Consider the following 23265-nt stretch of genomic DNA (forward strand, 5'->3'; position numbering starts at 1 on the left):
TATTGCCGCGCCATGGTTAATTCATGGTGATAAGGCTAAAAATTAAAGAGCCAACGAGCGATCCCATAGATAAAAATGGGAAGTCTTTCCAGTATGGCGCAGCAGTAAAATTGATTGATTTTATAGCGATATTCACCACCAGAGAATTTCCACGTGCAAAACTTTTTTTTGCATGCGTGCACAGCCGCATAGCTCATTTGGGGAGTCATCATGGACATTAAAAAATATTCACTACTCGGTTTGTTGGTTGCATCATCCCTCATTCCGGTAAGTTCACAAGCAGCAGGTGCCCTTACCGGTACGCTCGCTTTGACATTAACTATTGGTAGCGGTTGTACCGTGACCAATGGTGCTGTTGCTGGCAACCCAGTGTGGGGGACGTTGAACTTTGGTAGCTATTCGGATTTGAATAGCCCAATTAACGGTACAGTGCAAAGCACCACAGGCGGTAGTAATGTGACGGTGACCTGCTCAACAGGATTAACGCCATCTATCGCCCTGAACGGTGGTCTGACTCCATCAACAGGAGCGACTCCGCAACGTACGCTGACCTCAGTAGCCGCAGGGGCAACGCCTATTCCTTATCGTCTCTACTCTGATGCAGCACATACTAAAGAGTATCTGATCAATACCGCACAGGCATTGCCGACCATTACGACTGGCACTACGACGCAAAATATTCCTATTTACGGTTATATCAACCCAACAGAACAGGCTAACAAAACGCCTGCCTCCGGTACTTATGTCGATACCGTAGTCGCCACTCTTTCCTGGTAGTAAATGATTAATTCAGAGCCATAAATGGCTCTGAATTAACGACTTATACCTAAGCAAAGCCTGAGTGCAGGCAAATAGACTTATCTACATGAGCTTTACGCTAAGTCACGCCGATAAGTGACGTTGATCTGAACTTGGCACAACAGTGGGTATTTCCATTAAAGGGATAGCAATGAGTATTAAGGTATCAATGTTGTTACCCGCATGCGTGGTGCTCGTATTACAGGGTGTGATTCCTGTAAGCCATGCTGCCACATTGGGTGTTTCTGCTACCTTATTACCCGCCTGTTCAATGGGAACGACCTCAAATGGCACAACCAGCTTTGGCGTATTGAATTTTGGCAATTACGCCAGCCTCAGTACGGCTATCAAGGTCACCAGTGCGCAAGCCGCAGGTTCAATTCGCGTCAATTGTATTAATGGCGTGGGCTACAAAATTGTGATGGACGGTGGCAGCAGCGGTAACGTCGCTAACCGGACATTAGTCAACACAGCCAATAATACCTCGACCGTGCTCTACAACCTCTATACCACCGCTTCAGGCGCCACAGTGTGGGATAACATCACCGGCATCAGCGATATTGGCAACGGAGCCGATCAGTGGCATACCGTCTTTGGCATTGTGCCTGTACAAACTACACCGGCCGCCGGGACTTACGCGGATACGGTCAATGTTACCGTCAGTTGGTAATGGAGACGGTATGAAGAGATTCCAACTAGTCACAAACATAAATACCCCCCCTGCAAAAAAATGCGCTTGCTGGCTACTGCTGGCAACACTGTTTTATATCAACGCGGCACAAGGCGATACCGCAACAAAATCCTTTGCAGTGACAGCAACCATCAGCAAAGGATGCGCTTTTGGCAGCTCCTTAAATAGCCCCATCAGCGACTTGGGTACCATTAATTTTGGGTCAATGTCTTCTATCCCTAGCAATCTCGATGTTGCTAGTACCACAGGTGCGGGGTCAGTTGTCATCACCTGCACGCCGGGGATCACAGTTGCTATTGCTATGGATTATGGCACCCACGGCGGAAATGCTACGCAGCGTTATATGGCCAACAGTACCAATACTGGGACCTTGGCTTATCAGCTTTATCAAGATGCAGGGCGAACACAGGTTTGGGGAACTGGCCTACAGGCCAAAACAATCAGCAATTTTCCGACAACGACACAAACCTATCCAGTTTATGCACGTCTATTTTCAGCGACGACTTTACCAACAGCGGGAACTTACACCGACATCGTCACTGTTACGTTAACTTATTGAATAATAGGGATATAAATTATGTTAAAAACCCTGAATCGCTCTCTTTTCCGTTTTATCTTTGTCGGATTGCTATTTTGCACAGCTCACGTTCAGGCCGCCAGTTCAGTATTGGTATGGCCGGTTTATCAAATTATTGAATCAGATCAGAACAGCTCAGCGCTGTGGTTAGAAAACCGTGGTGCTGCACCTGTTTCTTTGCAAGTGCGAGTCCTGAGCTGGAAACAAGAGAATTTTAACGACGGTTACGCTGACCAAACGGATGTGGTTGCCAGTCCTCCATTTGCCACTGTCCTGCCGGGCCAACGTCAGTTAATCCGCTTAATTCGCAATGGCCAAGTGGCACCAAAAACCGAGAAATCTTACCGAATTATTATTGATGAGATCCCTTCGCCAATAAATCCTCCCACTCAAAACCCAACGGTTGCCTCTGGCGGGTTGCAATTGCAGATGCGTTATTTGCTGCCGCTGTTTGTTGATGGCGAAGGTCTGTGGACCAATGAACGTGCGGACGTCAAACGCGATAGCGCGACAGCGACCAAGCCCGTTTTGCAATGGAGTAGCCAAACTCTTAATGGAAAAATGTATCTGCAAATACGTAATACCGGCATTGTCCACGCTCGTCTAAGCAACGTGTTTTGGTCAGCCATCAATGATGCCAAAAAAGGGGTGAAGATTATGAACCCCGGCTTTATGGGCTATGTGCTACCAGGGCAGGTTATGCGTTGGCAAGTCCCGGCTGGCGTCATACCCGGCGGCCAGTTAAATGCGCAGATAGCAGATAACACTACTCCGATTGTCATCCCACGCGGCGAATAATAAAAATCGGAGCCGCTACTATGCCAATAAGCCGCTTTACACTGAACCGAATTGTCAGTTCAGGAAGTTTGTCATTACTCTGTGCCAGCAGCCTTTATACGTTTTCAGCACAGGCACAGGAATATTCTTCATTACCCGATGCGCCGCGTGCGGCCCCGGTAATTAGCGATGCCACTTATTATCTAATTTTAGTGGTTAACGGCCAGAACAATAATCAGGTCGTACAGGTACAGTTTCGCAATAATGCTTATTTTGTTGAAGCCGGGATCTTAGCTAAAAATCATGTTCATCTGAACGGACAGCAAGACGGGCTGGTTAATGTCAATGCGCTACCAAATGTGACGGTAAAGTATGACTCAGCCGCGCAACAGTTGTTGTTGCAAGTCCCTGACGACTGGCTGCCTAAACAAAATATACATGATAATAATTCGCTGGATTATACCCAGGCGCGAAGCAGTACCGGGTTACTGTTTAACTATGACTCCTACTATTCTGATCCTTATCATGGTGCAACATCGGTGACGACATGGATGGAGCAGCGTCTATTTAGTGATGCGGGAATTTTGTCTAACACAGGAACCTGGCGTTATACCTCCGGCAATAATGATAATAGCGGCGTACAGAAAGGTTACGTTCGATACGATACCTATTATCGCTACAGCGATGAAAGGAATCTCATTAGTTATCAAATAGGTGACTTTGTTAGTAACTCTCTGACCTGGAGTAATTCTGCCCGCATGGGAGGATTACGCATCAGTCGAAACTTCGCCGTTCGTCCGGATTTGATCACTTATCCCCTGCTGGAATACAGCGGCACCGCGGCCGTACCTAGCACGGTAGATCTTTTCCTTAATGGTAATAAAGCCAGCAGTAATAACCTGAATTCAGGGCCTTTTACTCTGACTAACGTGCCTTATATCAACGGAGCGGGTGAGGCGACCGTCGTTACTACCGATGCATTAGGCCGCCAGGTTTCTACCAGTATTCCCTTTTATGTTTCCAACACCTTATTGCGCAAGGGATTAAGTGATTTTGATGCGTCGATGGGGGCCGTGCGTAAAAACTACGGCAGCAGCAGCAGCGACTATTCGGATGCGGCCTTTAGCGGTATTTTTCGCTATGGCGTCAATAACTCTCTTACCCTTTCAACGCACGCAGAAGCCGTTACTGGCATGCAATTAGCCGGTGTGGGCGCCGATGTTGCCGTAGGTACCTGGGGTACGCTGAGTTTGTCAGGAAGTCAAAGTAGAGCCGATCGTGCACCACAAAGCTCCGTGGCTAATGACATCCCTTTTGTACAAAATATTTTGCCTGACGGTACGATCATTACCAACACATCAGCATCTGCGCTGAGTAATACTTCTGACAAAAAAAATGGTACGCAATATACGCTGGGTTATTCTTATTATGGTCAATGGTTCGGCTTGTCAGCATTACGGTCAAGCCGCACACCCGGCTATCAAGATTTAACCTCTTATACGAGCAATACCTCACTGAGCCGCCAGTCAGATCAGGTGACTTTCAGCACCTCGCCTTTTGGTAAGTCCGGCGGAACCTTGGGTGTTGGCTACTATGACATTGAGGCCTCAGACGAAACTCATACTCGGCTGGTCAATTTGTCTTATAGCCGTGGGCTGTGGGGTCAGAGCAGTATGTTCTTGTCGCTCAATAAAACTGTCGGCGACCGAGGTTATAGCGCGCAATTGCAATTCATTATTCCGCTCGATTTTGGCAGCAGCATTAATGCCGGGGTACAGCGTGATAATGCGGGCAATTACCAAGAACAGATCGGCGCCAATAAATCGACGCCGAGCGATGGTGGTTTAGGATGGGATATCGCTTACACCGGCGGTAAGGATCCATACCAACGAGCCAGCGCGACCTGGAAAACACGTTATGCCACATTACAGGGTGGTGTTTATGGAAAAACCGGTGAATACGCTAATTGGGCAGAGCTGAGTGGTTCTGTGGTCTTTATTGCCAATGATTTCTTCCTGGCCGATAAGATCAATGACGCCTTTATGGTCGTGGATACAGACAATTACGCGGGTGTTTCTGTGCTGTATGAGAATCAGAAGATCGGCAAAACTGATAAAAAAGGCCATCTGTTACTCCCGAACGTCAGCTCCTATTACCCGGCAAAAGTTGAGATTGACACCCTGCCTCTGCCAGCCGATGTGATGGCAGATCAAGTCTCTCAACGTATCTCTGTACGTCAGGGCACTGGGGCAATTGTACATTTCCCAGTCAAAAGAGTGCTTTCGGCTAATATCACGCTGCATGACAGCACGGGGCAGCCTCTGCCAGTCGGCACGCTCGTCACTGAGCAAAACACTCTACAAACCTCAGTCGTGGGCTACGGTGGTTTAGTGTTCTTCACTAATCTGCAGTCACATAACACCTTAAGTATCAGCCAAGCGGATAAATCGCAGTGCCGCATCAGCTTTGATCTAAATGTTAATTACCACAGCATCGAACAAGTTGGCCCGCTGGTTTGCCGACCAGGCAGCACATCAGGAGAGAAGAAATGATCGACGACAAGTCACTGCTCAGCTACCGGAGCTTGCTGCGATGGTGCACAACTTTGTTGCTGTTATTCGCTGGCATCAATAATGCGTTAGCCGCCTGTACCAGTACATCTGGTGCGGGTAATTTGGGCACAGTTACCTCTTTTAACGTGGCAACCGTGCCCCAAAAAGTCACCGCAACCAGCGGATTTGCCTGTACCGGGGGACTCTTAACCCTACTCAGTACGAATACCGTCACCGCGACAATTGCTTCAACGACCAATGCCAATGGTACGACAGCAGAGCTATTCAATGCGGCTAACAACCAGACGATTCCTTACTTGATTTGCAAAGATAGCGCCTGCGGCGAATCAGTAAATGTCGGCTCATCCACTGTCTGGAGTAGTACTACGCTTCTTGGACTGCTTGGCCTGTTCACCAGTAACGGCACGCTGCCACTCTATTTGCAAACCATACCTGGTGCGAATGTCAAAGCTGGAGTCTATACCGATACCATTAATATCAACTGGGCCTGGCACCTTTGCGCGTTGGGTGTTTTAGGATTATGCGTCTATGACGATGGCACTAGTTCGACCTTTATCAATGTGACAATGATAGTGAGCAATTACTGCTTTATCGATAATGCGCCTGATGTTCAATTCGGTACCGCAGCCTTCCCTTCCGGTTTCGCCCCCGTGACGGGCAACTCACTCAGCGTTCGCTGCACATTAGGCGCAACTTACAGCATTAATCTCACCAGTAATAACCCAATCACCGGTCAATATAGGCAAATGCTATCGACCGTCAATGGCACGACGAATAGTCTGCAATATCAGATATTAAAAGCAGATACCACCGTATGGACACCAACAGCGAATTACCCGTCTATCGGTACTGGCTTGTCACAAAATATCAACTACACCGCGACGGTAAACCCTAATCAGCCTAACGTTCCATCAGGGACTTACTCGGATACCGTGGTTGTAACAGTGACGTATTGATGGGGAAATGGTGATACCGGTGTCCATGCTTGGACACCGGTACTAAAGACATTACAACGCTTTGAGGATTTTTATCGTCTCGTCGATATCGATTTCATCTTCTGAGAAGGTATAGGTGCTGTTTTGGAAGGTGGTGATCAGCAGTTTTTTGAGAGTGCGCGTTTTAGCCTGAGCGCTTTCTTCCTTCGGACGAATACGATTCATCAACAGACCAACGGATAAAACCGCATTCTCTTTATCAATTTTGCTATCAGCAGGAACTTCTTCACTAAAAGCTAAGAAGGACTTAATGCTGGTGATTTTAATACGCTCACCTGCAATATGAATATGCTTGCTCTCTGGTACGACTTTTACCGCGAAGGCAGACAGCCCTTTGTTATTGGTGGTAGGTTCAAAGGTCACCACGGCATCTTTTTTAATAAGCTCCGGGTTAGCGACTTTAATCACGTGGAAATAACGGTTATCACCGTTCTCATCTTTGATAAAGCCAAAACCTTTATCTTCAAACCAAGTTGTGATTACGCCGTTCATCGATCTTTACCGCCCATATTCATTCAAAAAAGCCTGTTTTAACGCAAAACAGTGATAAGCCATAGTTTACGTTAACTCCCGTCTTACCGATACCTCGTTTCGGACATAAAAAAACCCGGCGATATTTGCCGGGTTTGTTCTTCATCACGATGGGAGTAGGACTATTGAGCCGCAGCGCCAGTCTGCTCAGAACCGACTAATCCTACTTTCAGATAACCCGCTTTACGCAGCGAATCCATCACATTCATCAACGTTTCGTAATCCACGGTTTTATCCGCGCGGAAGAATATCACCGTATCTTTATTACCATGAGTATGCTCATCAAGCATGGCGGACAGATTGCCACTGTTCACTGGATCATTGCCTAAGAACAGCTGCTTATCGGCTTTCACTGATATATAGAGAGGTTTATCCGGGCGCGGTTGCGACTTGGCGGTTGAGGCCGGAAGATTAACGCGCACATCAACGGTTGCCAACGGCGCGGCCACCATAAAGATAATCAGCAATACCAGCATAACGTCGATAAAAGGCGTGACGTTAATATCATGCATTTCGCCGCTTTCATCGACATCATCATTCAAACGTATTGCCATGATATTACCCTACGCGCAGCTGATGACCGGCCTGAGCACGCGGCGCAGAGTCAGCATCGCTGGAAGCCAGGTCGAGATCGCGCCCCTGTAACAGTAAGATTTGTGCAGCCACATCTCCCACTTGGTGACGATAAGAAGTAATGGTACGCGCAAAGATGTTGTAGATAACAACCGCTGGAATTGCTGCAACCAAACCAACAGCAGTAGCCAGCAGCGCTTCGGCGATACCCGGTGCCACAACGGCCAGGTTAGTGGTTTGAGTTTGCGCAATGCCGATAAAGCTATTCATGATGCCCCACACGGTACCGAACAGACCAACGAACGGAGAAATTGCCCCGATAGTCGCCAGAATGCCGTTGCCACGTCCCATATAGCGCCCCGCCGCACTGACACGGCGCTCAAGACGGAAACTGGTACGTTCTTTAATGCCATTGTTGTCCGTTGAACCAGCGGAGAGCTCAAGCTCGTTTTGCGCATCACGTACCATTTGTGCACTAATGCTACCCGCGCTAAAACTATCAATTTGTTCGGCCGCTTCATTGAGCGTTCGTACCGGTGCTAAAGCGCTTAGTTCACGGCGCAGACGGCGTCTGGCGGCAAAGACCTCGGAACCTTTACTAAACAGCATCGCCCACGTCACTACCGATGCCAATAGCAGACCAATCATTACCGTTTTTACGACAACATCGGCATTGTGGTACATGCCAAGCACGGACAGGTCTTTAGGGATGACAGGCAGTGCGCTGCTTGCCTCGGTTGATTGCGGTAATGCGCTTACTGGCTCAGATTGATTAGCGGCAGATGCTACATTCTCAGTAGATGCAGGGGCCGATGCAGTAGCAGCAGTTGGCGTTGTTAGAGCATTGGCTGCTGGAGAAGAAGGCGCAGCCCATACGCTGGTGCTTAATCCCGCGACCAGTACAAATGAAGCCAACTTACCGCCGAGACGAACAGCAGCAGATTGACGATTGCGCATCGTCGGAGTGACGTCGGCTAACAATGACACTGTTTTTTTCATCTTTTTGCGATCCGTTTCCACGCATCGCCTCCAGCCATAATCAGGAAATTAAAATATTAATAGCGGCAAATAATAGCAAAGATAGCATCCGAATTGATAGTGGTTCTCATTATTATTTACATTATCCGCCACGATAAGCTAAGTGCCTTGATGTACCAGCAGTATTTGCCAAGGCTGCGGAGTTTCTTAAACGAAAACACTGTAATACTGAAAAATTCTCAAGTACGTAGGCAACCCCTGCCGCTCATATCAACCGCATGTTAACGTGAGTGAAAATAAATAATGCCGCCAGACCTTCATCATGCAAGTTTAGCCTTGGCATAGTAAGGTTAAACAATGGTGCGCTTTACGCAGATAAATAAAGGTAAAAGGGTTTATGTCATCCAAGAAGATTGAAACTGTACTGGTGAGCGCCGGTAGAGATAAAAAATATACATTGGGTTCGGTTAACTCGGTGATCCAACGTGCTTCATCACTAACATTTGAAAGCGTTGCTGCCAAGAAACACGCCACCATTAATCGTGCGAAAGGTGAATTATTTTATGGCCGCCGCGGCACGCTGACACACTTCTCCTTTCAAAAGGCGATGGTTGAACTTGAAGGCGGTGCAGGATGCGTACTTTATCCCTGCGGAGCGGCAGCGGTCAGTAATGCTATCCTCTCTTTCGTCTCTTCTGGCGATCATATTTTAGTTGCCGGCTCTAGCTATGAACCTACACAGGATTTCTGTGAAAAAGTGCTGGTGAAACTGGGCGTAAGTACCACCTACTACCCCGCTTCAATCGGTGCAGATATTGCCTCGCTAATGCGCCCAGAAACCAAAGTTGTCTTCCTCGAGTCTCCAGGCTCAATCACTATGGAAGTCCCGGATATCCCGGCCATCGTTAAAGCGGTACGCGCAATATCACCTGAGGTTGTTATCATGATCGATAACACTTGGGCGGCGGGTATTTTGTTTAAGGCGCTGGATTTTGATATCGATATTTCTATTCAAGCCGCGACTAAATATATTATCGGTCACTCTGATGCGATGATTGGTACTGCGGTCGCGAATGAACGCTGCTGGGAGCAATTACGCGAGCATTCATACCTGATGGGACAAATGGTCGATGCCGATACTGCTTATGTTGCCAGCCGCGGCCTGCGTACCTTAGCCGTACGCTTAAAACAGCATGAAATTAACGGTATCCGCGTGGCCAAATGGCTCGCAGAACGACCTGAAGTGGCCGTCGTCAACCATCCGGCGCTGCCTGGAAGCAAAGGCCATGAATTCTTTAAACGCGATTTTAGCGGTAGCTGTGGGCTCTTTTCTTTTGTCCTGAAACAACGCTTAAGCCGTGAACAGTTGGCTCAATACCTCGACCATTTTGAACATTTCAGTATGGCGTATTCATGGGGTGGGTTTGAGTCGTTGGTGCTTGCTAACCAACCGGAAGAACTTCAGGCTATTCGCCCGGCTGAAACCATTGATTTCACAGGAACTTTGGTTAGATTACACATTGGACTCGAAGACTGTGACGATTTGATCGCTGATTTAGAAGCAGCCTTTGCACGTATTGCGTAAAATAAACGACGTGCGCTCGGTAAATGATTGCGAGATACCACGCAGATCCTATTGTCACAGATAGGATCTCAGGCGGTTAATCCGCATAATATCTATACCCCAAATAATTGAAGTTGCCTCAAGGCGGTAAGTAAGCGCAGCTAACACAGAAGCCACTTCAAATATGGCGGGTATAGGCATTGATATTGTCACTCTGTCGCTTTAACACGCTTTATTCAATGTTGACTGCATTGAGATCAACGTAAGGATCAAGCGTGAGATTTACTATGGCGAGATAATGATTTTACGGCAAAGTACGTAACGCAGGATAGACAATGGAAGTACTGAATCAAATTCTTCATGCGCTTTGGCAGCATGATTTTAACGCTCTCGCCGATCCAAATTTATTATGGGTAATTTACGCGGTACTGTTCGCCACGCTATTTTTAGAAAATGGCTTATTACCCGCCGCATTTCTACCGGGTGACAGCTTACTGCTGCTCACTGGCGCATTGGTTGCCAAAGGGGTGATGAACCTGCTTCCGACCTTTATTATTTTGGTCATCGCCGCCAGCTTAGGCTGCTGGCTGAGCTACCTGCAAGGTCGATGGCTTGGGCATACCAAATTAGTAAAAGGCTGGCTGGAACATCTCCCCGAGCAATACCACCAGCGTGCAGATCACTTGTTTAACCGCCACGGTTTAATGGCGTTAATTATCGGCCGTTTTCTGGCGTTTGTGCGTACCGTGTTACCCGTATTCGCAGGGTTAGCCGGTCTGGGCAATATGCGTTTTCAGTTCTTTAACTGGCTAAGCGCTATATTGTGGATCGGCTTAATGATGGGGCTGGGCATTGCATTAAGCCACATCCCGATCGTAAAACGCCACGAAGATCAGGTTATGGCCGGTTTGATCATTTTGCCAGTGTTGCTGCTGACCGCAGGGGTTGCCGGCGCGATCTTTATGTTTTTGCGAAAAAAGTGCGGGCGAGCATAAAAACAGGGCAAGCTTGACCGAGCTTGGTGCGCTTTCCTTGCACCGGAAGGGTGAAATCCTTTGAAGCCCGGTCAGGCTTGCCCCTTCCGGTGTCAGGAAATCGCCCCAAACTCGATCCAGTTTACTCAAGATTTGATTCAAGAATCCCAGAAAGATTTCCGTCTCTCATCCTGGCGATATCATCTGTTGGTGTGACACCGAAGTAGCGTTTAAATTCGCGGCTAAATTGTGAGGCGCTTTCGTAGCCAACTTGCAGTGCGGATGAGCTGGCATTGTGGCCTTCATAAATCATCAGCATACGCGCTTTGTGTAAACGATAGTTCTTCAAGTATTGCAGCGGTGAAATGCTGGTTACTGCTTTAAAATTATGGTGAAAAGCTGAGACGCTCATATTGGCATCGCTTGCTAATTGCTCAACACTGAGGCTTTCGGCATAGTGATTTTCGATGCGCCGCAAAGACTTGGCTATCTGAGCAAAATGCGTATGGCGATTGACCAACGCTTGCAATGCCCCGCCGTTTTCACTAACCAAAATTAAGAATAGGATCTCACGAATGATCTTCGGCCCTAATATTCGGACATGCAGTGGCTTATCAATAACATCAAGCAGCCTCTGGGCAGCACAGAGAATATCCTCATCAAGAGACCCAGAAGTGACGCCAGATGAGTGATCGGGCTGACGAACAAACCCTTCATCCCCCATGTCCATCAACAGATCTTGTAGCATGATGGTATCAATACTAATTGAGATCCCCGCCACGGGCTCTTGCTCACTGGCGAAAGTTTCACACTCAAAAGGTAAGGGAACGGTGAGCATCAGATAATTGGCAGGATCATAAGAGAAGGTCTTACTACCCAGATAGCCAACTTTACGACCTTGAAATAAGATCACGATGCTCGGGTTATAGATCACCGGCTGACGTTCATGATAATGATTAGTATAAGCGAGCCGTACCTGAGGTAGCGCCGTTTTACTATGCAACTTATCACCGCTTAGCTGCGCCACTCGCGCCGTCATCTGTGCACAGAGTGCTTCCACCTTTCCCATACTGTCTCTTCTATACTCATAAAAACGTAAAAATCATTGTGTCATAATGATACCTGTTCCTATACAAACTTATAGAAACAGGCAAGGTTATAGCTAAAATTCGCATTATTTCTTCATTAATAAGCCGATAAAGTACATTCCACTCTTTAGCAAAAAAAGCGACAGTATCAACATTTACGACTAGGCTTTATTAAGGCTTCACCTCTTTGCAACTATCAGTGCATCATCAATATCCCGCGAAACAAATAGTTAACGTAAAAATAATTAGCGAGCTTAGTCACAGACTATTTTCTTAACTAAACTTGGAGCACTGAGCCCTGAATATGCTCCCCCTTACCAACATTGGAGAAAAAAATGGCAAATCAATCCGTTATTAAACTGTCCGATGGTAACCTCATGCCACAGCTTGGCCTTGGTGTTTGGCAAGTAAGTGATGATGAAGCGACACGTGCCGTCGGTACTGCGCTAGATCTTGGCTATCGTCATATCGATACTGCCGCCATCTATAAAAACGAAGATGGTGTTGGTAAAGCGTTAGCGGAAACCAGCGTTGCGCGTGAAGAGCTGTTTATCACGACAAAATTGTGGAATACCGATCAGTTGTACGCACAGAAAGCGCTAGAAACCAGCCTTAAGAAGCTGCAACTTGATTATGTTGATCTCTACCTCATCCACTGGCCAGAGCCACAACAAGGTAACTTTGTTGAAGCCTGGAAGCAGTTGCTCAAGCTAAAAGAACAAGGATTGGCGAAAAGCGTTGGCGTGTGCAATTTCCATATTCCTCACCTGCAACAGCTTAAAGATGAGACGGGAGTCTTCCCGGTGGTGAATCAGGTTGAACTTCACCCTCTGCTCCAACAGCGACAATTACACGCTTGGGATGCAACACATCACATTGCTACCGAATCGTGGAGCCCATTAGCCCAAGGCGGTGAAGGTGTATTCGACCAACCCACTATCATTAAACTCGCCGAAAAATATGGCAAAACGGCGGCACAAATTGTGATTCGCTGGCACTTAGATAGCGGTTTGATCGTGATCCCAAAATCCGTGACACCAAAACGTATTAAAGAGAATTTCGAGGTATTTGATTTTAAATTACAACGCGAAGAACTGGCGGACATTGCCAAGTTGGATATAGGTAAGCGTTTAGGACCAGATCCAGAAAAAGGATTGAATCTGTAAGCCAATGCCCCCGTGACTGCGGGGGCAAAGTTTCTTCACTATCGAGGGAGCGTCGCTGTAATCAACGGCATGTAGTTCATGGTTAATATTGCGCAACCGAGGCTGGTTGAACCACCATTTGCCCCATTGAGCCACGGTCAGCCATCTCTAATGTTTGGCTACAATAAATAAACGGGAAATGCTCGAAGGAAGGCTGATTGAAGTAAACCAGCAGTTCGACATCGCCATCTACCCACACCGTATCTTTGAAACCAGCGTCTTCAATCAACGGCGCTGCGCCGTTGACGCTTTTCACCAAGAAGCTGACACCCTGGACATAGAAAGACTGTGGCAGGTCGGCATGAATCGTCCAACGCTCCCACGTCCCTTGCATTGCCTGAACGTCGTTACGCGATGCGCTCCATACCACACCATTAATTCCCGGCTGGCTATCACCCAGACGGAAATCGCGAGTGCGCACCACATCGCCAGTCAGAATTTGATCGGCTAACAGGCGCATCGGCAGATTATCGGTGACCAATGGCAGCAATCCGGTTGGTTTCAAGGTCAATACCAACGTGGAAACCAAGATGCTTGAAGGCTCAAATAAGCCACGTAAGCGATCCATGATACTGGCCGCTTCACCGGCAGAGATAGAAACCTCGTCGCCCTGAGACATATCAATTAAAACTTCCCGTCTCTCGCCCGGTGCCAGCGACAAGCGCTGTACCGTCACAGGTGAAGGCAAGAAGCCAAGATCTGAAGCGACAACGTGGAATGCCCGACTATCAGATAGCGTCAGTTCATAGCGGCGTGCGTTGGAAGCATTGAGTAAACGCAGACGTACCCAGCCACGAGAAACCTGTACAAACGGACTCTGTACGCCATTAACCAGCATAGTATCGCCAAAGAAACCGCCGCTGGATGGCGTGTCATATTGCGGCACGCCAAAACCATCCAAGCGCTTATCTTGGATAATGATTGGAAAATCATCCACTCCGTAATGGTTAGGCAGTGGCAAGCTCTTACTGACGCTGTCTTCAACCAGCCACATGCCAGCCAATCCGTTATACACATGTGGAGCCATATGATTAGGAGTATTGGCATGATACCAACAAGTCGCAGCAGCCTGGCGAATCGGCAATACCGGCGACCAGTCAACGCCCGGTGAGATCATACGTGGCGCACCGCCTGCCAGCGTACCAGGTACCTGTAGTCCACTGACGGTCACAGAAACCGACTCAGAAAGCCGATTGCTATAAATCAGTTTAACGTCATCACCGCTATGAACTCGCACCGTTGGGCCAAGATACATCCCATTGAAGCCCCAAACTGGGGCCGGTCGATTACCAACAAAATCACCACCGGCAAAAGCCCAGTGCGCGGGCTGCATGGTCAGAAAAAGTGGCTGACCGCGCCGAGATTCAATCAAAGGAGGAACGGGCAATGTGGGTTGCGCACCGCGCGCCTGTGCACTCAGCGGCAACGCGCCTGCGGCCATAGCCAGACCGGATGCCTGTAAAAATGTGCGACGACTGAGTGACATATTATCTCCATGAAAACAAGATCAAAGCGGTGATAGTCGCCCATTACCATCATTGGCGTTGGGCTAAAGTAAGAACAATGTAATCGTTACCAGAAAACAGATCATTGCTCTCCGGTCAGAGAAAGCATGGCCACCCCAACCGGAAATATTCATAGTCTGTCTGGTTATTTAGCAGACTTCATCGCGGCTTCTCGACTGGCAACTTCAGCATCCAGTTCAATGATTTTATCTTTCATCAACTGGTGGCAGTGCTCGGTCAATTCACGCAGACGATCTTTGCTATATTTTGAGGCATCTATCGGCGGCAACATCTCAACAATCACCAATCCGTTAGACAGGCGGTTCAGGTCAACCTTGCCGTTGGTATTCGATACACAAATTGGCACAATCGGAACGCCTGCGGCGATCGCAGCATGGAACGCACCGGTTTTGAACGGCATCAAACCACGGCCACGGCTGCGCGTACCTTCTGGGAACATCCAAATTGAAATATCTTTTTTCTTAAACTGATCGACGACCTGAGCAATAGTGCCATGCGCTTTTGCACGGTTATTACGGTCGATTAACAAGTTACCGGTCAGCCAATAAAGCTGGCCAAAGAAAGGGATCCACACCAAGCTTTTCTTACCGACGGTCACCGTTCTTGGCATGACAGCATTCGATACCGTCACCATATCGTAATTATTCTGGTGGTTAGCGATATAAATGCAATTACCGTAATTTTGCGCTTCCGCAGGAATACGCTTCTCAACTTTCAGGCCAAAAATAGGCGCTAACCTACCAAATAAGTGGCCAAACGTTGCCACATGTTTAGGATTTCTTGGGCTGAACAAGCAGTAAATACAACCGAAAACACTGACCAGAATCGAGAACAAAATGACGTAAATAGACCGCAAAATAAGTAACATAACATCCTCTTAAGCATACAGACGGGTCGTTATCGCCTCGTTCTGTCTCTTTCCTTTACTGCTGGGCTATTCTCGGGCCTCAGACAGCGCTACACAATGGTTTTTATTAGTCAAAACAGGATTTATTGATACAAATTTAAAATCTTTGCACTAAGCCACAAACTTAAGGCAGACGAGCTAATCAGAACGGCGCACCACCCGATTAGCTCTCAAATAATACGCGGGATCAGACCTCGCTTTCATCCGCTGGGCCGCGCGCCGGCCCCTCGACTTCAACCCGGTCAATACGTTGTAATCCACGCGGCAAAGAAGTGCCTTTACGCCCACGCTCAGCCCGGAATTTTTGCAGATCTTCCGGTCGCAGTGTCAACTTACGTTTGCCCACGTGCAATGTGATTGATGATTGCGGTGATAACACCAACAGCCATGCCAACCGATCTTCGCCCGATGCAATTTGTGCCGCAGCAATAGAGATAATCTTGTTGCCCTTGCCTTTCGACAACTGTGGCAAATCGGTCACAGGGAACAACAGCATCCGTCCTGCCGCAGTGATAGACAGCAGCAGCTCGTCCTCGGCGTATAGCGCGATTGGCGCTAACGCGCTGGCATTTTCTGGCAAGGTGATCATTGCCTTGCCCGCACGATTTCGTGCCACCAAGTCGTTGAAGGTACAAACGAAGCCGTAACCGGCATCGGAAGCCATCAATAGTTTCTGCTCATCCGGTGCCATCAACACTTGCTGAATAGTGGCACCAGGCGGCGGCGTCAATTTACCGGTTAATGGTTCGCCCTGACCACGCGCCGAAGGCAACGAGGTCGGGTCTAGCGCGTAGCTTCGTCCGGTAGAATCGATAAATACTACCGGCTGGTTGCTCTTGCCGCGCGCGGCGCTACGGAAGCTGTCACCGGCTTTATAGCTTAATCCGGCAGGGTCAATATCATGACCTTTGGCGCTACGCACCCAGCCCATTTCTGAGAGCACGATAGTGACCGGCTCAGAAGGGATGAAGTCATGTTCACTCATGGCCTTCGCTTCGCTGCGCTCTACAATTGGAGAACGACGATCGTCACCATAAGCCTCTGCATCAGCCTGAATTTCTTTGCGAATCAAGGTGCTGAGTTTACGCTCGGAACCTAACAGCGCCTGTAATTGGTCGCGCTCTTTCGCCAACTCGTCTTGCTCACCGCGGATCTTCATCTCTTCGAGTTTGGCCAAATGGCGTAATTTCAACTCGAGGATTGCTTCAGCCTGCGTATCTGTTAACCCAAAGCGCGCCATCAGCACTGGTTTTGGCTCATCTTCGCTACGGATAATGTGGATCACTTCGTCGATACTCAGGAAGGCAATTAACAAACCTTCAAGGATATGTAGACGCTTGAGCACTTTGTCCAAACGGAAGTTTAGACGACGGCGCACAGTCTCGCGACGATAGTCCAACCATTCGGTCAAGATCTCCACCAGCCCTTTAACCTGCGGGCGGTTATCCAGACCGATCATGTTCATATTGATACGGTAACTACGTTCCAGATCGGTGGTGGCAAACAGGTGATTCATCACCTGATCTAAGTCGATCCGGTTAGAGCGCGGCACGATCACCAGACGCGTCGGGTTTTCATGGTCAGACTCATCACGCAAGTCTTCGATCATCGGCAGCTTTTTAGCGCGCATCTGGCTGGCAATCTGCTCTAATACCTTGGCACCAGACACCTGGTGCGGCAGCGCGGTGATCACCGCTTCACCGTCTTCTTTTTTCCACAGCGCACGCATACGCACCGAGCCTTTGCCCGATTCGTAGATTTTACGAATTTCGTTATTTGGCGTGATGATTTCCGCTTCAGTTGGGAAATCTGGCCCTTGCACATACTCAAGCAAGTCTTCTAGCGTCGAGCCTGGCTTTTCCAACAGTGCGATGGCCGCGTTGGCCACTTCGCGAATGTTGTGCGGCGGAATATCCGTCGCCATACCCACGGCGATCCCCGTCGTACCATTAAGCAAAATGTTCGGCAGGCGCGCAGGCAGCATTTTCGGCTCCTGCATGGTGCCGTCAAAGTTTGGTACCCAATCTACCGTACCTTGTGCTAGCTCACGTAACAGCACTTCGGCATATTTTGACAGCCGCGATTCGGTATAACGCATCGCCGCGAAGGATTTCGGATCATCCGGAGCCCCCCAGTTACCCTGCCCGTCGACCAACGGATAGCGATAAGAGAAAGGCTGCGCCATGAGCACCATCGCTTCATAACAGGCGCTATCACCATGAGGATGATATTTACCCAACACGTCACCCACGGTACGTGCTGATTTCTTGAATTTGGCGCTATTGTTCAGCCCCAGTTCAGACATCGCATACACAATGCGGCGCTGCACCGGCTTTAGGCCATCACCAATATACGGTAACGCCCGGTCCATGATGACGTACATGGAATAGTTCAGATAGGCGTTCTCGGTAAACGTGTGCAGTGCTAAACGCTCTGTACCGTCATGAGTTACTTCACTCATTAATTTTTATCCTCAGAGCCGTACGTTATCGTTCTGGAAAATAATGTGCTTCTTCTGTTTGCCGGAAAGACACAGCCAAACAAAAGTTTGATGTTCGCGCAGGTGTTAACGCTAGCGCGACACTTGATACCCGCGGTGGCATTGATACGGAAAATAGCCTTGCTGCACGCGAATGTCTTGATGCTCACGAATGTTTTGCTATCCGAGAAGCTTTTGATGTCCGCGATAATACATCATCTGACGCAGAACTGTCACAGATGCTGTACTTTCCCCCATCATAGTCCAACAAATAGCCGCACTTTATTGTAGCAACGACTTTATTGCTCTGGCAGCAATAGTCTTGTGCTCTCAGCCTCATTTTTGTCCATCAGCCATATCGGTAAAATCTCAGGCAATGGCTAATCAACGAGGCAAAAAAATATGAGCAACATACTGATTGTTAATGCGGGAAAAGTCTTCGCGCACTCAAAAGGTGAGTTAAATACCAGTCTGGCTTTGCTTGCCGACGAGCATTTGCGCGCTGCCGGGCACCAAGTGCGTGTCACCCATGTCGATCAGGGTTATGACATCGAAACCGAGATCCAAAGTTATCTGTGGGCTGATACGGTGATCTATCAAATGCCAGGTTGGTGGATGGATGTGCCGTGGATCCTGAAAAAATACATCGATGAAATCTTCACCGAAGGTCATGGCCGTCTTTATGCTAGCGATGGCCGCAGCCGCTCTGACGCCTCCAAAAAATACGGCTCTGGTGGTTTGATCCAAGGGACACATTACATGCTGTCCGTCACTTGGAATGCGCCGGTTGAAGCCTTTGAAGATAAAGATCAATTCTTCCACGGCGTTGGCGTTGACGGCGTTTATCTGCCTTTCCATAAAGCTAACCAGTTCTTAGGAATGGACGCACTGCCAACCTTTATGTGCAACGACGTCATTAAACAGCCAAATATAGAAAGTGATTTCGCTCGCTACCGCACACATTTGGATCAAGTCTTCAGTAAAGCAGAAGTTTAATCACTTATTAAGATGGGTTCATAGAGTGCTAAATCGGGTATTGCCCCCTTCGCGACTCGTGAACTCAATCTCATTATCCGCTAGGCTGGGGCTAATCCGTTATAAGTAGCACTTCCATCTAAAGCAGAGGATTCTATGATCACCGTTATTGCTGAAATTACCGTTAAACCCGGCCGCCGCGATGCCGTTCTAGAACGCATTCATCAACTACTGCCAAGCGTACTGGCAGAAGACGGCTGCCACCGCTACGAACCTTACACCGACGTGCAAGACCAACTTTCCTGGCGTAAAGATGCCCCTGACTCGATCTTTATGCTCGAAGAATGGGAAAGTGTCGCTCACTTAGAAGCACATCTGAAAATTGAGCACATGAATGCCCATCGTGAACGCATCAAAGATGATGTGGTTAATGTCACTATTAGTGTGTTGAATAAAAGCTAGGCCGAGCTTTTAGGCGGCTTTATAAAGCGCCTCAAACTTATTCAAGCTTGACCAAGATTTCTTAAGACCAGAATCGGTGAATATTTCGGTTTATCAGCTGCGGTTCTCAATATAACTCCGCAGCCTAAACCGACCGAAGGAGCGGTAAGCGCCGCCCCTTCTGGCTTCCCGCGCTTTTTGCTACTTCAACTCGGCATCTAGTGGCAGCTATGTTTCAGATGCCACTGCGATAGGCGCAAATTTCATGGCTCCGCCATCCCTTCCTCGGATTCGAGCCTGCTTCGCTGTCTCTCCATCACTCGTCAGTGAAATTTTGAGTGCGCCACCAACCTTTTTAAATTCAAAAGATAAACTGCCTTAGCCGTTGCTTTAAAAGCCGCTAAGCGCACTCAAAATTTCACCAGCAAGAGGTGAGAGACAATAGCTTTATCATTGGCTCGAATCCCGCAGTTGGGCATCCCGGATGGGATGAAATTTGCGCTATCACAGAGGCTGCTGAAACATGGCCTCCACTGGATCGGATGTTAATGTATTGAAAGGGCTGGGGATCCCGAAGGGGAAAGCCCACTTTTCCCCTTCGGTCGGTTCGGTCAATGGAGCAAAATTAAACACCACATTTGAAGAACCGAAATTTACACCATTTCATTTTTAGCGGTTTTTAAAATCGCCTTAAAGCCTGATCCTGGCTTTAAAAATCACCTTAAAGCCTGATCCTGGCTTTAAAAATCGCCTTAAAGCCCGATCCTGGCTTTAAAAAGCCGCCTTAAAGCGCGGCCCCCGCTTTAGCCATTCTGGCTAGAAGAAATCGCTTCGGGCACGATCATGCCCAACATCTTCTGTACTAACTCGACACAGTCGAGGAATCGCTGATCGTAATCTGCAGATGTCACGTGTACAAAATCAACATTGTTTTGGTTGAGCATCTCGATCAACAGATGCTGGAACGAACTGCGATCGCTGGTACTGCCCAGACTACGCAGACCGTCGGCGACCCAAGGCGTGTTGTTCTCTAACAGGATCACTAAATCGAAACGGTATTCATCCACCAGCGCCTGTACAAAGGGATGCTCACGTCCTTCGTACTTTTTGCAAAATGCCTGGGTGGTTAAAAAATCGGTATCGATGAAGGCCACTTTATTGGCATATTTTACTGCAAAATCAATATATTGAGCCTGACCCAGCGCGATTTTATCGTAATCGGAATACTGTAGCGCCATTTCATCGCCGCCGAGGTGAGAGAAAACGTAATCACGGCCGTATTCCCACGCACTGGTGGTGTTGAAGATGTTCGCCAACTTGTTGACCAGCGTTGACTTGCCACTCGATTCCCCCCCGAGGATCGCCACCGTTCGCACGAAGAATGGCTTCACCTCGGTCGGGATATATTCCCAATAACGGAACGGATCCTGACGAATGAGCTTACCACTGATGTTCATAAATGAGCGGTGCGGGTCAATCAAGACGGTTTCAATACCTAAATGACGACGATATTGCGGCGCATCGGCCTCTTCGCCGGAATAAATGGTATTAGGGTAAATATCCTTTTGATTCATAAAATCAGTAATGCCTTTACTCCACACGTCCCAGCCGTGCGGATAAGGCTCCATCCCTTCTTCATTGAAAGCATGGATGTGGATATTTTTTTGATACTTGAAGGTTTGTAGCAGCCAGCGCAAACGGTCGCTGAGCGTAGGTTGTTGTGACATGGAGCTGTTTTCAAACAGCTCACGATCGCGTGGCTCGTCATAGCCAAGGATAATGTGCAGTTCATCCACCTGGCTACAGGCGCGCTGGATCAGATAAATATGTCCGGTGTGCAGTGGATAAAACTTTCCGAATATCACGCCAATGTTTTTCTTTTGACGTGGAAATTCTAAATCGAGGAAACGATGCAATGCTTCCAGCTTCTGTGCGCTGGGGCTTTTAATCTTGGCATTTAGCAACTGGCTAAGATAGCCCTTGGTCATGCCACTGGCATCAGCAACCTGCTGTAAGGTACATCCCTGCTTTTTTATCGCCGTTTTTAAATAGTCAAACTGTGGCATACCTGACCCTCTCGTTTAGTGTACTAAACGAAAGTAACACAGCTTTAAAAATCTTTTTAGCGTAAAACGCGTATTTTGCGTAAAAAGTTCACGCAGGAAATGTCTATCCTATCTTACAGATCGTCGAGGATCGCCAACGCATCAGAGAGTTTCTTCACCCCAAAAACTTGCATCCCGGCCGGCAGCTTTTTAGGCACATTGGCATGAGGCACGATAGCGCGTTTAAAGCCGTGTTTACCCGCTTCAGCAATACGCTCTTGCCCGCTCGGCACCGGACGAATTTCCCCCGCCAGGCCAACCTCACCGAAGACCACCAAATCCTGAGGTAACGGTCGGTCGCGCAGACTAGAAACTAAAGCTAATAGCAACGCTAAGTCTGCGCTGGTTTCGGTGACTTTGACACCACCGACCACATTAACGAAAACATCTTGGTCAGCCATTTGCAACCCGCCATGGCGGTGTAACACAGCGAGTAAAATCGCTAAGCGGTTTTGTTCCAAACCCACAGCGACGCGACGCGGATTGCCCATCATTGAGTGATCGACCAACGCCTGGATCTCGACTAACAGCGGACGAGTCCCTTCCCACAGCACCATCACTGAACTGCCTGAAGTAATTTCATCACCACGGCTGAGGAAAATAGCCGAAGGGTTACTAACTTCACGCAATCCCTGCTCGGTCATAGCAAAAACGCCCAGCTCATTGACCGCACCAAAACGATTTTTATGACTGCGAATGGTACGAAAACGGGAATCGGCATCGCCATCAAGTAGTACCGAGCAGTCGATACAGTGTTCCAATACTTTTGGCCCAGCCAGAGATCCATCTTTGGTGACATGGCCCACCATCACGATGGCAACACCACGCGTTTTAGCAAACCGCGTCAGATAAGCCGCGGTTTCACGCACCTGTGCCACAGTACCCGGTGAAGATTGGATATCGGCCATATGCATCACTTGAATAGAGTCGATCACCATCAGCTTAGGTTGCTCTTGATCGGCAATCTGACAAATCTGCTCGATGCTGGTTTCTGACAACATATTCATGTTGGCGGTCGGTAATCCCAAACGATGAGCGCGCATCGCCACCTGCTGAAGAGATTCTTCACCCGTGACGTACAGCGTTTTCATACTTTCGCCAAGCTTGCATAAAATTTGCAGCAACAGCGTACTTTTACCCGCTCCCGGGTTGCCCCCGATCAAGATCGCACTACCAGGAACGACGCCACCGCCCAATACGCGGTCAAACTCCTGAAACCCGGTGCTAAAACGCGGTAATGCATCAAGGCTAATATCAGAGAGTTTCTGCACGCGGCTGACGCCCGCATCACCGGCGTATCCGCTAAGACGTTCATTGCGCGCCACGGTTGGCGAGGCGGCTAAACGGATTTCAGTAATGGTGTTCCAAGCCTGACAGGCGCTACATTGCCCCTGCCAGCGCGGGTAATCCGCCCCACATTCATTACATACAAATGCGCGTTTTGCTGCTTTTGCCACAACGAACCTCTTAGTTAATATTCAACACTGTATACCCTAATTATTTGAAGG

General features: G+C 48.4%; 20 protein-coding genes. 11 read left to right on the plus strand and 9 right to left on the minus strand.

Annotation, left to right across the window (positions count from 1 at the left end):
• The first annotated feature begins 210 nt into the window (after positions 1–210).
• The 6 genes from ACL9RG_RS07755 to ACL9RG_RS07780 all read left to right on the plus strand — a co-directional run bounded on the left by ACL9RG_RS07755 (position 211) and on the right by ACL9RG_RS07780 (position 6372).
• A complete protein-coding gene (locus ACL9RG_RS07755; protein ID WP_422792027.1) occupies positions 211–777 on the plus strand; it encodes a Csu type fimbrial protein in 567 nt (188 codons plus the stop codon).
• Between the two features lie 172 nt (positions 778–949).
• Positions 950–1468: a Csu type fimbrial protein gene (locus ACL9RG_RS07760; protein WP_422792028.1), complete on the plus strand. Its 519-nt coding sequence runs from the start codon at positions 950–952 to the stop codon at positions 1466–1468.
• Between the two features lie 10 nt (positions 1469–1478).
• Positions 1479–2048: a Csu type fimbrial protein gene (locus ACL9RG_RS07765; RefSeq protein WP_422792029.1), complete on the plus strand. Its 570-nt coding sequence runs from the start codon at positions 1479–1481 to the stop codon at positions 2046–2048.
• Positions 2049–2066: 18 nt separating this feature from the next.
• Entirely contained in the window at positions 2067–2864 is a 798-nt protein-coding gene (locus ACL9RG_RS07770) for a fimbrial biogenesis chaperone (RefSeq protein WP_422792030.1), read from the plus strand.
• Between the two features lie 20 nt (positions 2865–2884).
• Entirely contained in the window at positions 2885–5395 is a 2511-nt protein-coding gene (locus ACL9RG_RS07775) for a fimbria/pilus outer membrane usher protein (protein WP_422792031.1), read from the plus strand.
• Positions 5392–6372 carry a Csu type fimbrial protein gene (locus ACL9RG_RS07780; RefSeq protein ID WP_422792032.1) on the plus strand — a complete coding sequence of 327 codons (981 nt, stop codon included), beginning with the start codon at positions 5392–5394 and terminating at the stop codon, positions 6370–6372. The genes ACL9RG_RS07775 and ACL9RG_RS07780 overlap by 4 nt, the downstream gene beginning before the upstream one ends.
• Before the next feature lie 51 nt (positions 6373–6423).
• Here ACL9RG_RS07780 and ACL9RG_RS07785 read toward each other — a convergent pair whose 3' ends face one another.
• The 3 genes from ACL9RG_RS07785 to exbB form a co-directional block, all read right to left on the minus strand.
• Positions 6424–6903, minus strand: a complete 480-nt coding sequence (locus tag ACL9RG_RS07785; protein WP_422792033.1) for a cold-shock protein — start codon at positions 6901–6903, stop codon at positions 6424–6426.
• A gap of 161 nt (positions 6904–7064) precedes the next feature.
• Positions 7065–7496, minus strand: a complete 432-nt coding sequence (gene exbD, locus ACL9RG_RS07790; RefSeq protein WP_422792034.1) for a TonB system transport protein ExbD — start codon at positions 7494–7496, stop codon at positions 7065–7067.
• A gap of 4 nt (positions 7497–7500) precedes the next feature.
• On the minus strand, positions 7501–8514 hold the full coding sequence (exbB, locus tag ACL9RG_RS07795; RefSeq protein ID WP_422792035.1) for a tonB-system energizer ExbB: 1014 nt from the start codon (positions 8512–8514) through the stop codon (positions 7501–7503).
• Between the two features lie 376 nt (positions 8515–8890).
• On the opposite strand from exbB, the gene metC reads away from it, so the two are divergent.
• On the plus strand, positions 8891–10078 hold the full coding sequence (metC, locus tag ACL9RG_RS07800) for a cystathionine beta-lyase (protein ID WP_422792036.1): 1188 nt from the start codon (positions 8891–8893) through the stop codon (positions 10076–10078).
• Between the two features lie 314 nt (positions 10079–10392).
• Positions 10393–11052, plus strand: a complete 660-nt coding sequence (locus ACL9RG_RS07805) for a DedA family protein (protein ID WP_422792037.1) — start codon at positions 10393–10395, stop codon at positions 11050–11052.
• A gap of 121 nt (positions 11053–11173) precedes the next feature.
• On the opposite strand, the gene ACL9RG_RS07810 is transcribed toward ACL9RG_RS07805, so the two are convergent.
• A complete protein-coding gene (locus tag ACL9RG_RS07810) occupies positions 11174–12100 on the minus strand; it encodes an AraC family transcriptional regulator (RefSeq protein ID WP_422792038.1) in 927 nt (308 codons plus the stop codon).
• Positions 12101–12454: 354 nt separating this feature from the next.
• Here ACL9RG_RS07810 and dkgA point away from each other — a divergent pair, with 354 nt between their 5' ends.
• The gene (gene dkgA, locus ACL9RG_RS07815) at positions 12455–13285 is read left to right on the plus strand and encodes a 2,5-didehydrogluconate reductase DkgA (RefSeq protein ID WP_422792039.1); all 831 of its coding nucleotides are present in this window, start codon (positions 12455–12457) and stop codon (positions 13283–13285) included.
• Positions 13286–13367: 82 nt separating this feature from the next.
• On the opposite strand, the gene ftsP is transcribed toward dkgA, so the two are convergent.
• The 3 genes from ftsP to parC all read right to left on the minus strand — a co-directional run bounded on the left by ftsP (position 13368) and on the right by parC (position 18218).
• Positions 13368–14810: a cell division protein FtsP gene (gene ftsP, locus ACL9RG_RS07820; protein ID WP_422792040.1), complete on the minus strand. Its 1443-nt coding sequence runs from the start codon at positions 14808–14810 to the stop codon at positions 13368–13370.
• Positions 14811–14974: 164 nt separating this feature from the next.
• Positions 14975–15718 carry a 1-acylglycerol-3-phosphate O-acyltransferase gene (locus tag ACL9RG_RS07825; RefSeq protein WP_422792041.1) on the minus strand — a complete coding sequence of 248 codons (744 nt, stop codon included), beginning with the start codon at positions 15716–15718 and terminating at the stop codon, positions 14975–14977.
• A 226-nt stretch (positions 15719–15944) separates the two neighbouring features.
• Positions 15945–18218, minus strand: coding sequence for a DNA topoisomerase IV subunit A (parC, locus tag ACL9RG_RS07830; protein ID WP_422792042.1), 2274 nt, complete (start codon positions 18216–18218; stop codon positions 15945–15947).
• Positions 18219–18638: 420 nt separating this feature from the next.
• Between parC and ACL9RG_RS07835 the strand changes: the two genes are divergently transcribed.
• Together ACL9RG_RS07835 and ACL9RG_RS07840 are read left to right on the plus strand one after the other, a co-directional pair.
• Positions 18639–19232: an NAD(P)H-dependent oxidoreductase gene (locus tag ACL9RG_RS07835; RefSeq protein WP_422792043.1), complete on the plus strand. Its 594-nt coding sequence runs from the start codon at positions 18639–18641 to the stop codon at positions 19230–19232.
• A gap of 135 nt (positions 19233–19367) precedes the next feature.
• On the plus strand, positions 19368–19673 hold the full coding sequence (locus ACL9RG_RS07840; protein WP_422792044.1) for a putative quinol monooxygenase: 306 nt from the start codon (positions 19368–19370) through the stop codon (positions 19671–19673).
• 782 nt (positions 19674–20455) lie between these two features.
• Here ACL9RG_RS07840 and nadR read toward each other — a convergent pair.
• Positions 20456–21718, minus strand: a complete 1263-nt coding sequence (gene nadR, locus ACL9RG_RS07845; protein ID WP_422792045.1) for a multifunctional transcriptional regulator/nicotinamide-nucleotide adenylyltransferase/ribosylnicotinamide kinase NadR — start codon at positions 21716–21718, stop codon at positions 20456–20458.
• 113 nt (positions 21719–21831) lie between these two features.
• A complete protein-coding gene (gene radA, locus ACL9RG_RS07850) occupies positions 21832–23214 on the minus strand; it encodes a DNA repair protein RadA (RefSeq protein ID WP_422792046.1) in 1383 nt (460 codons plus the stop codon).
• Between the last annotated feature and the right edge of the window lie 51 nt (positions 23215–23265).

Source organism: Rouxiella sp. Mn2063, from assembly GCF_049319665.1.
In the GTDB taxonomy this organism is placed as follows: Bacteria; Pseudomonadota; Gammaproteobacteria; order Enterobacterales; family Enterobacteriaceae; genus JBMOUD01.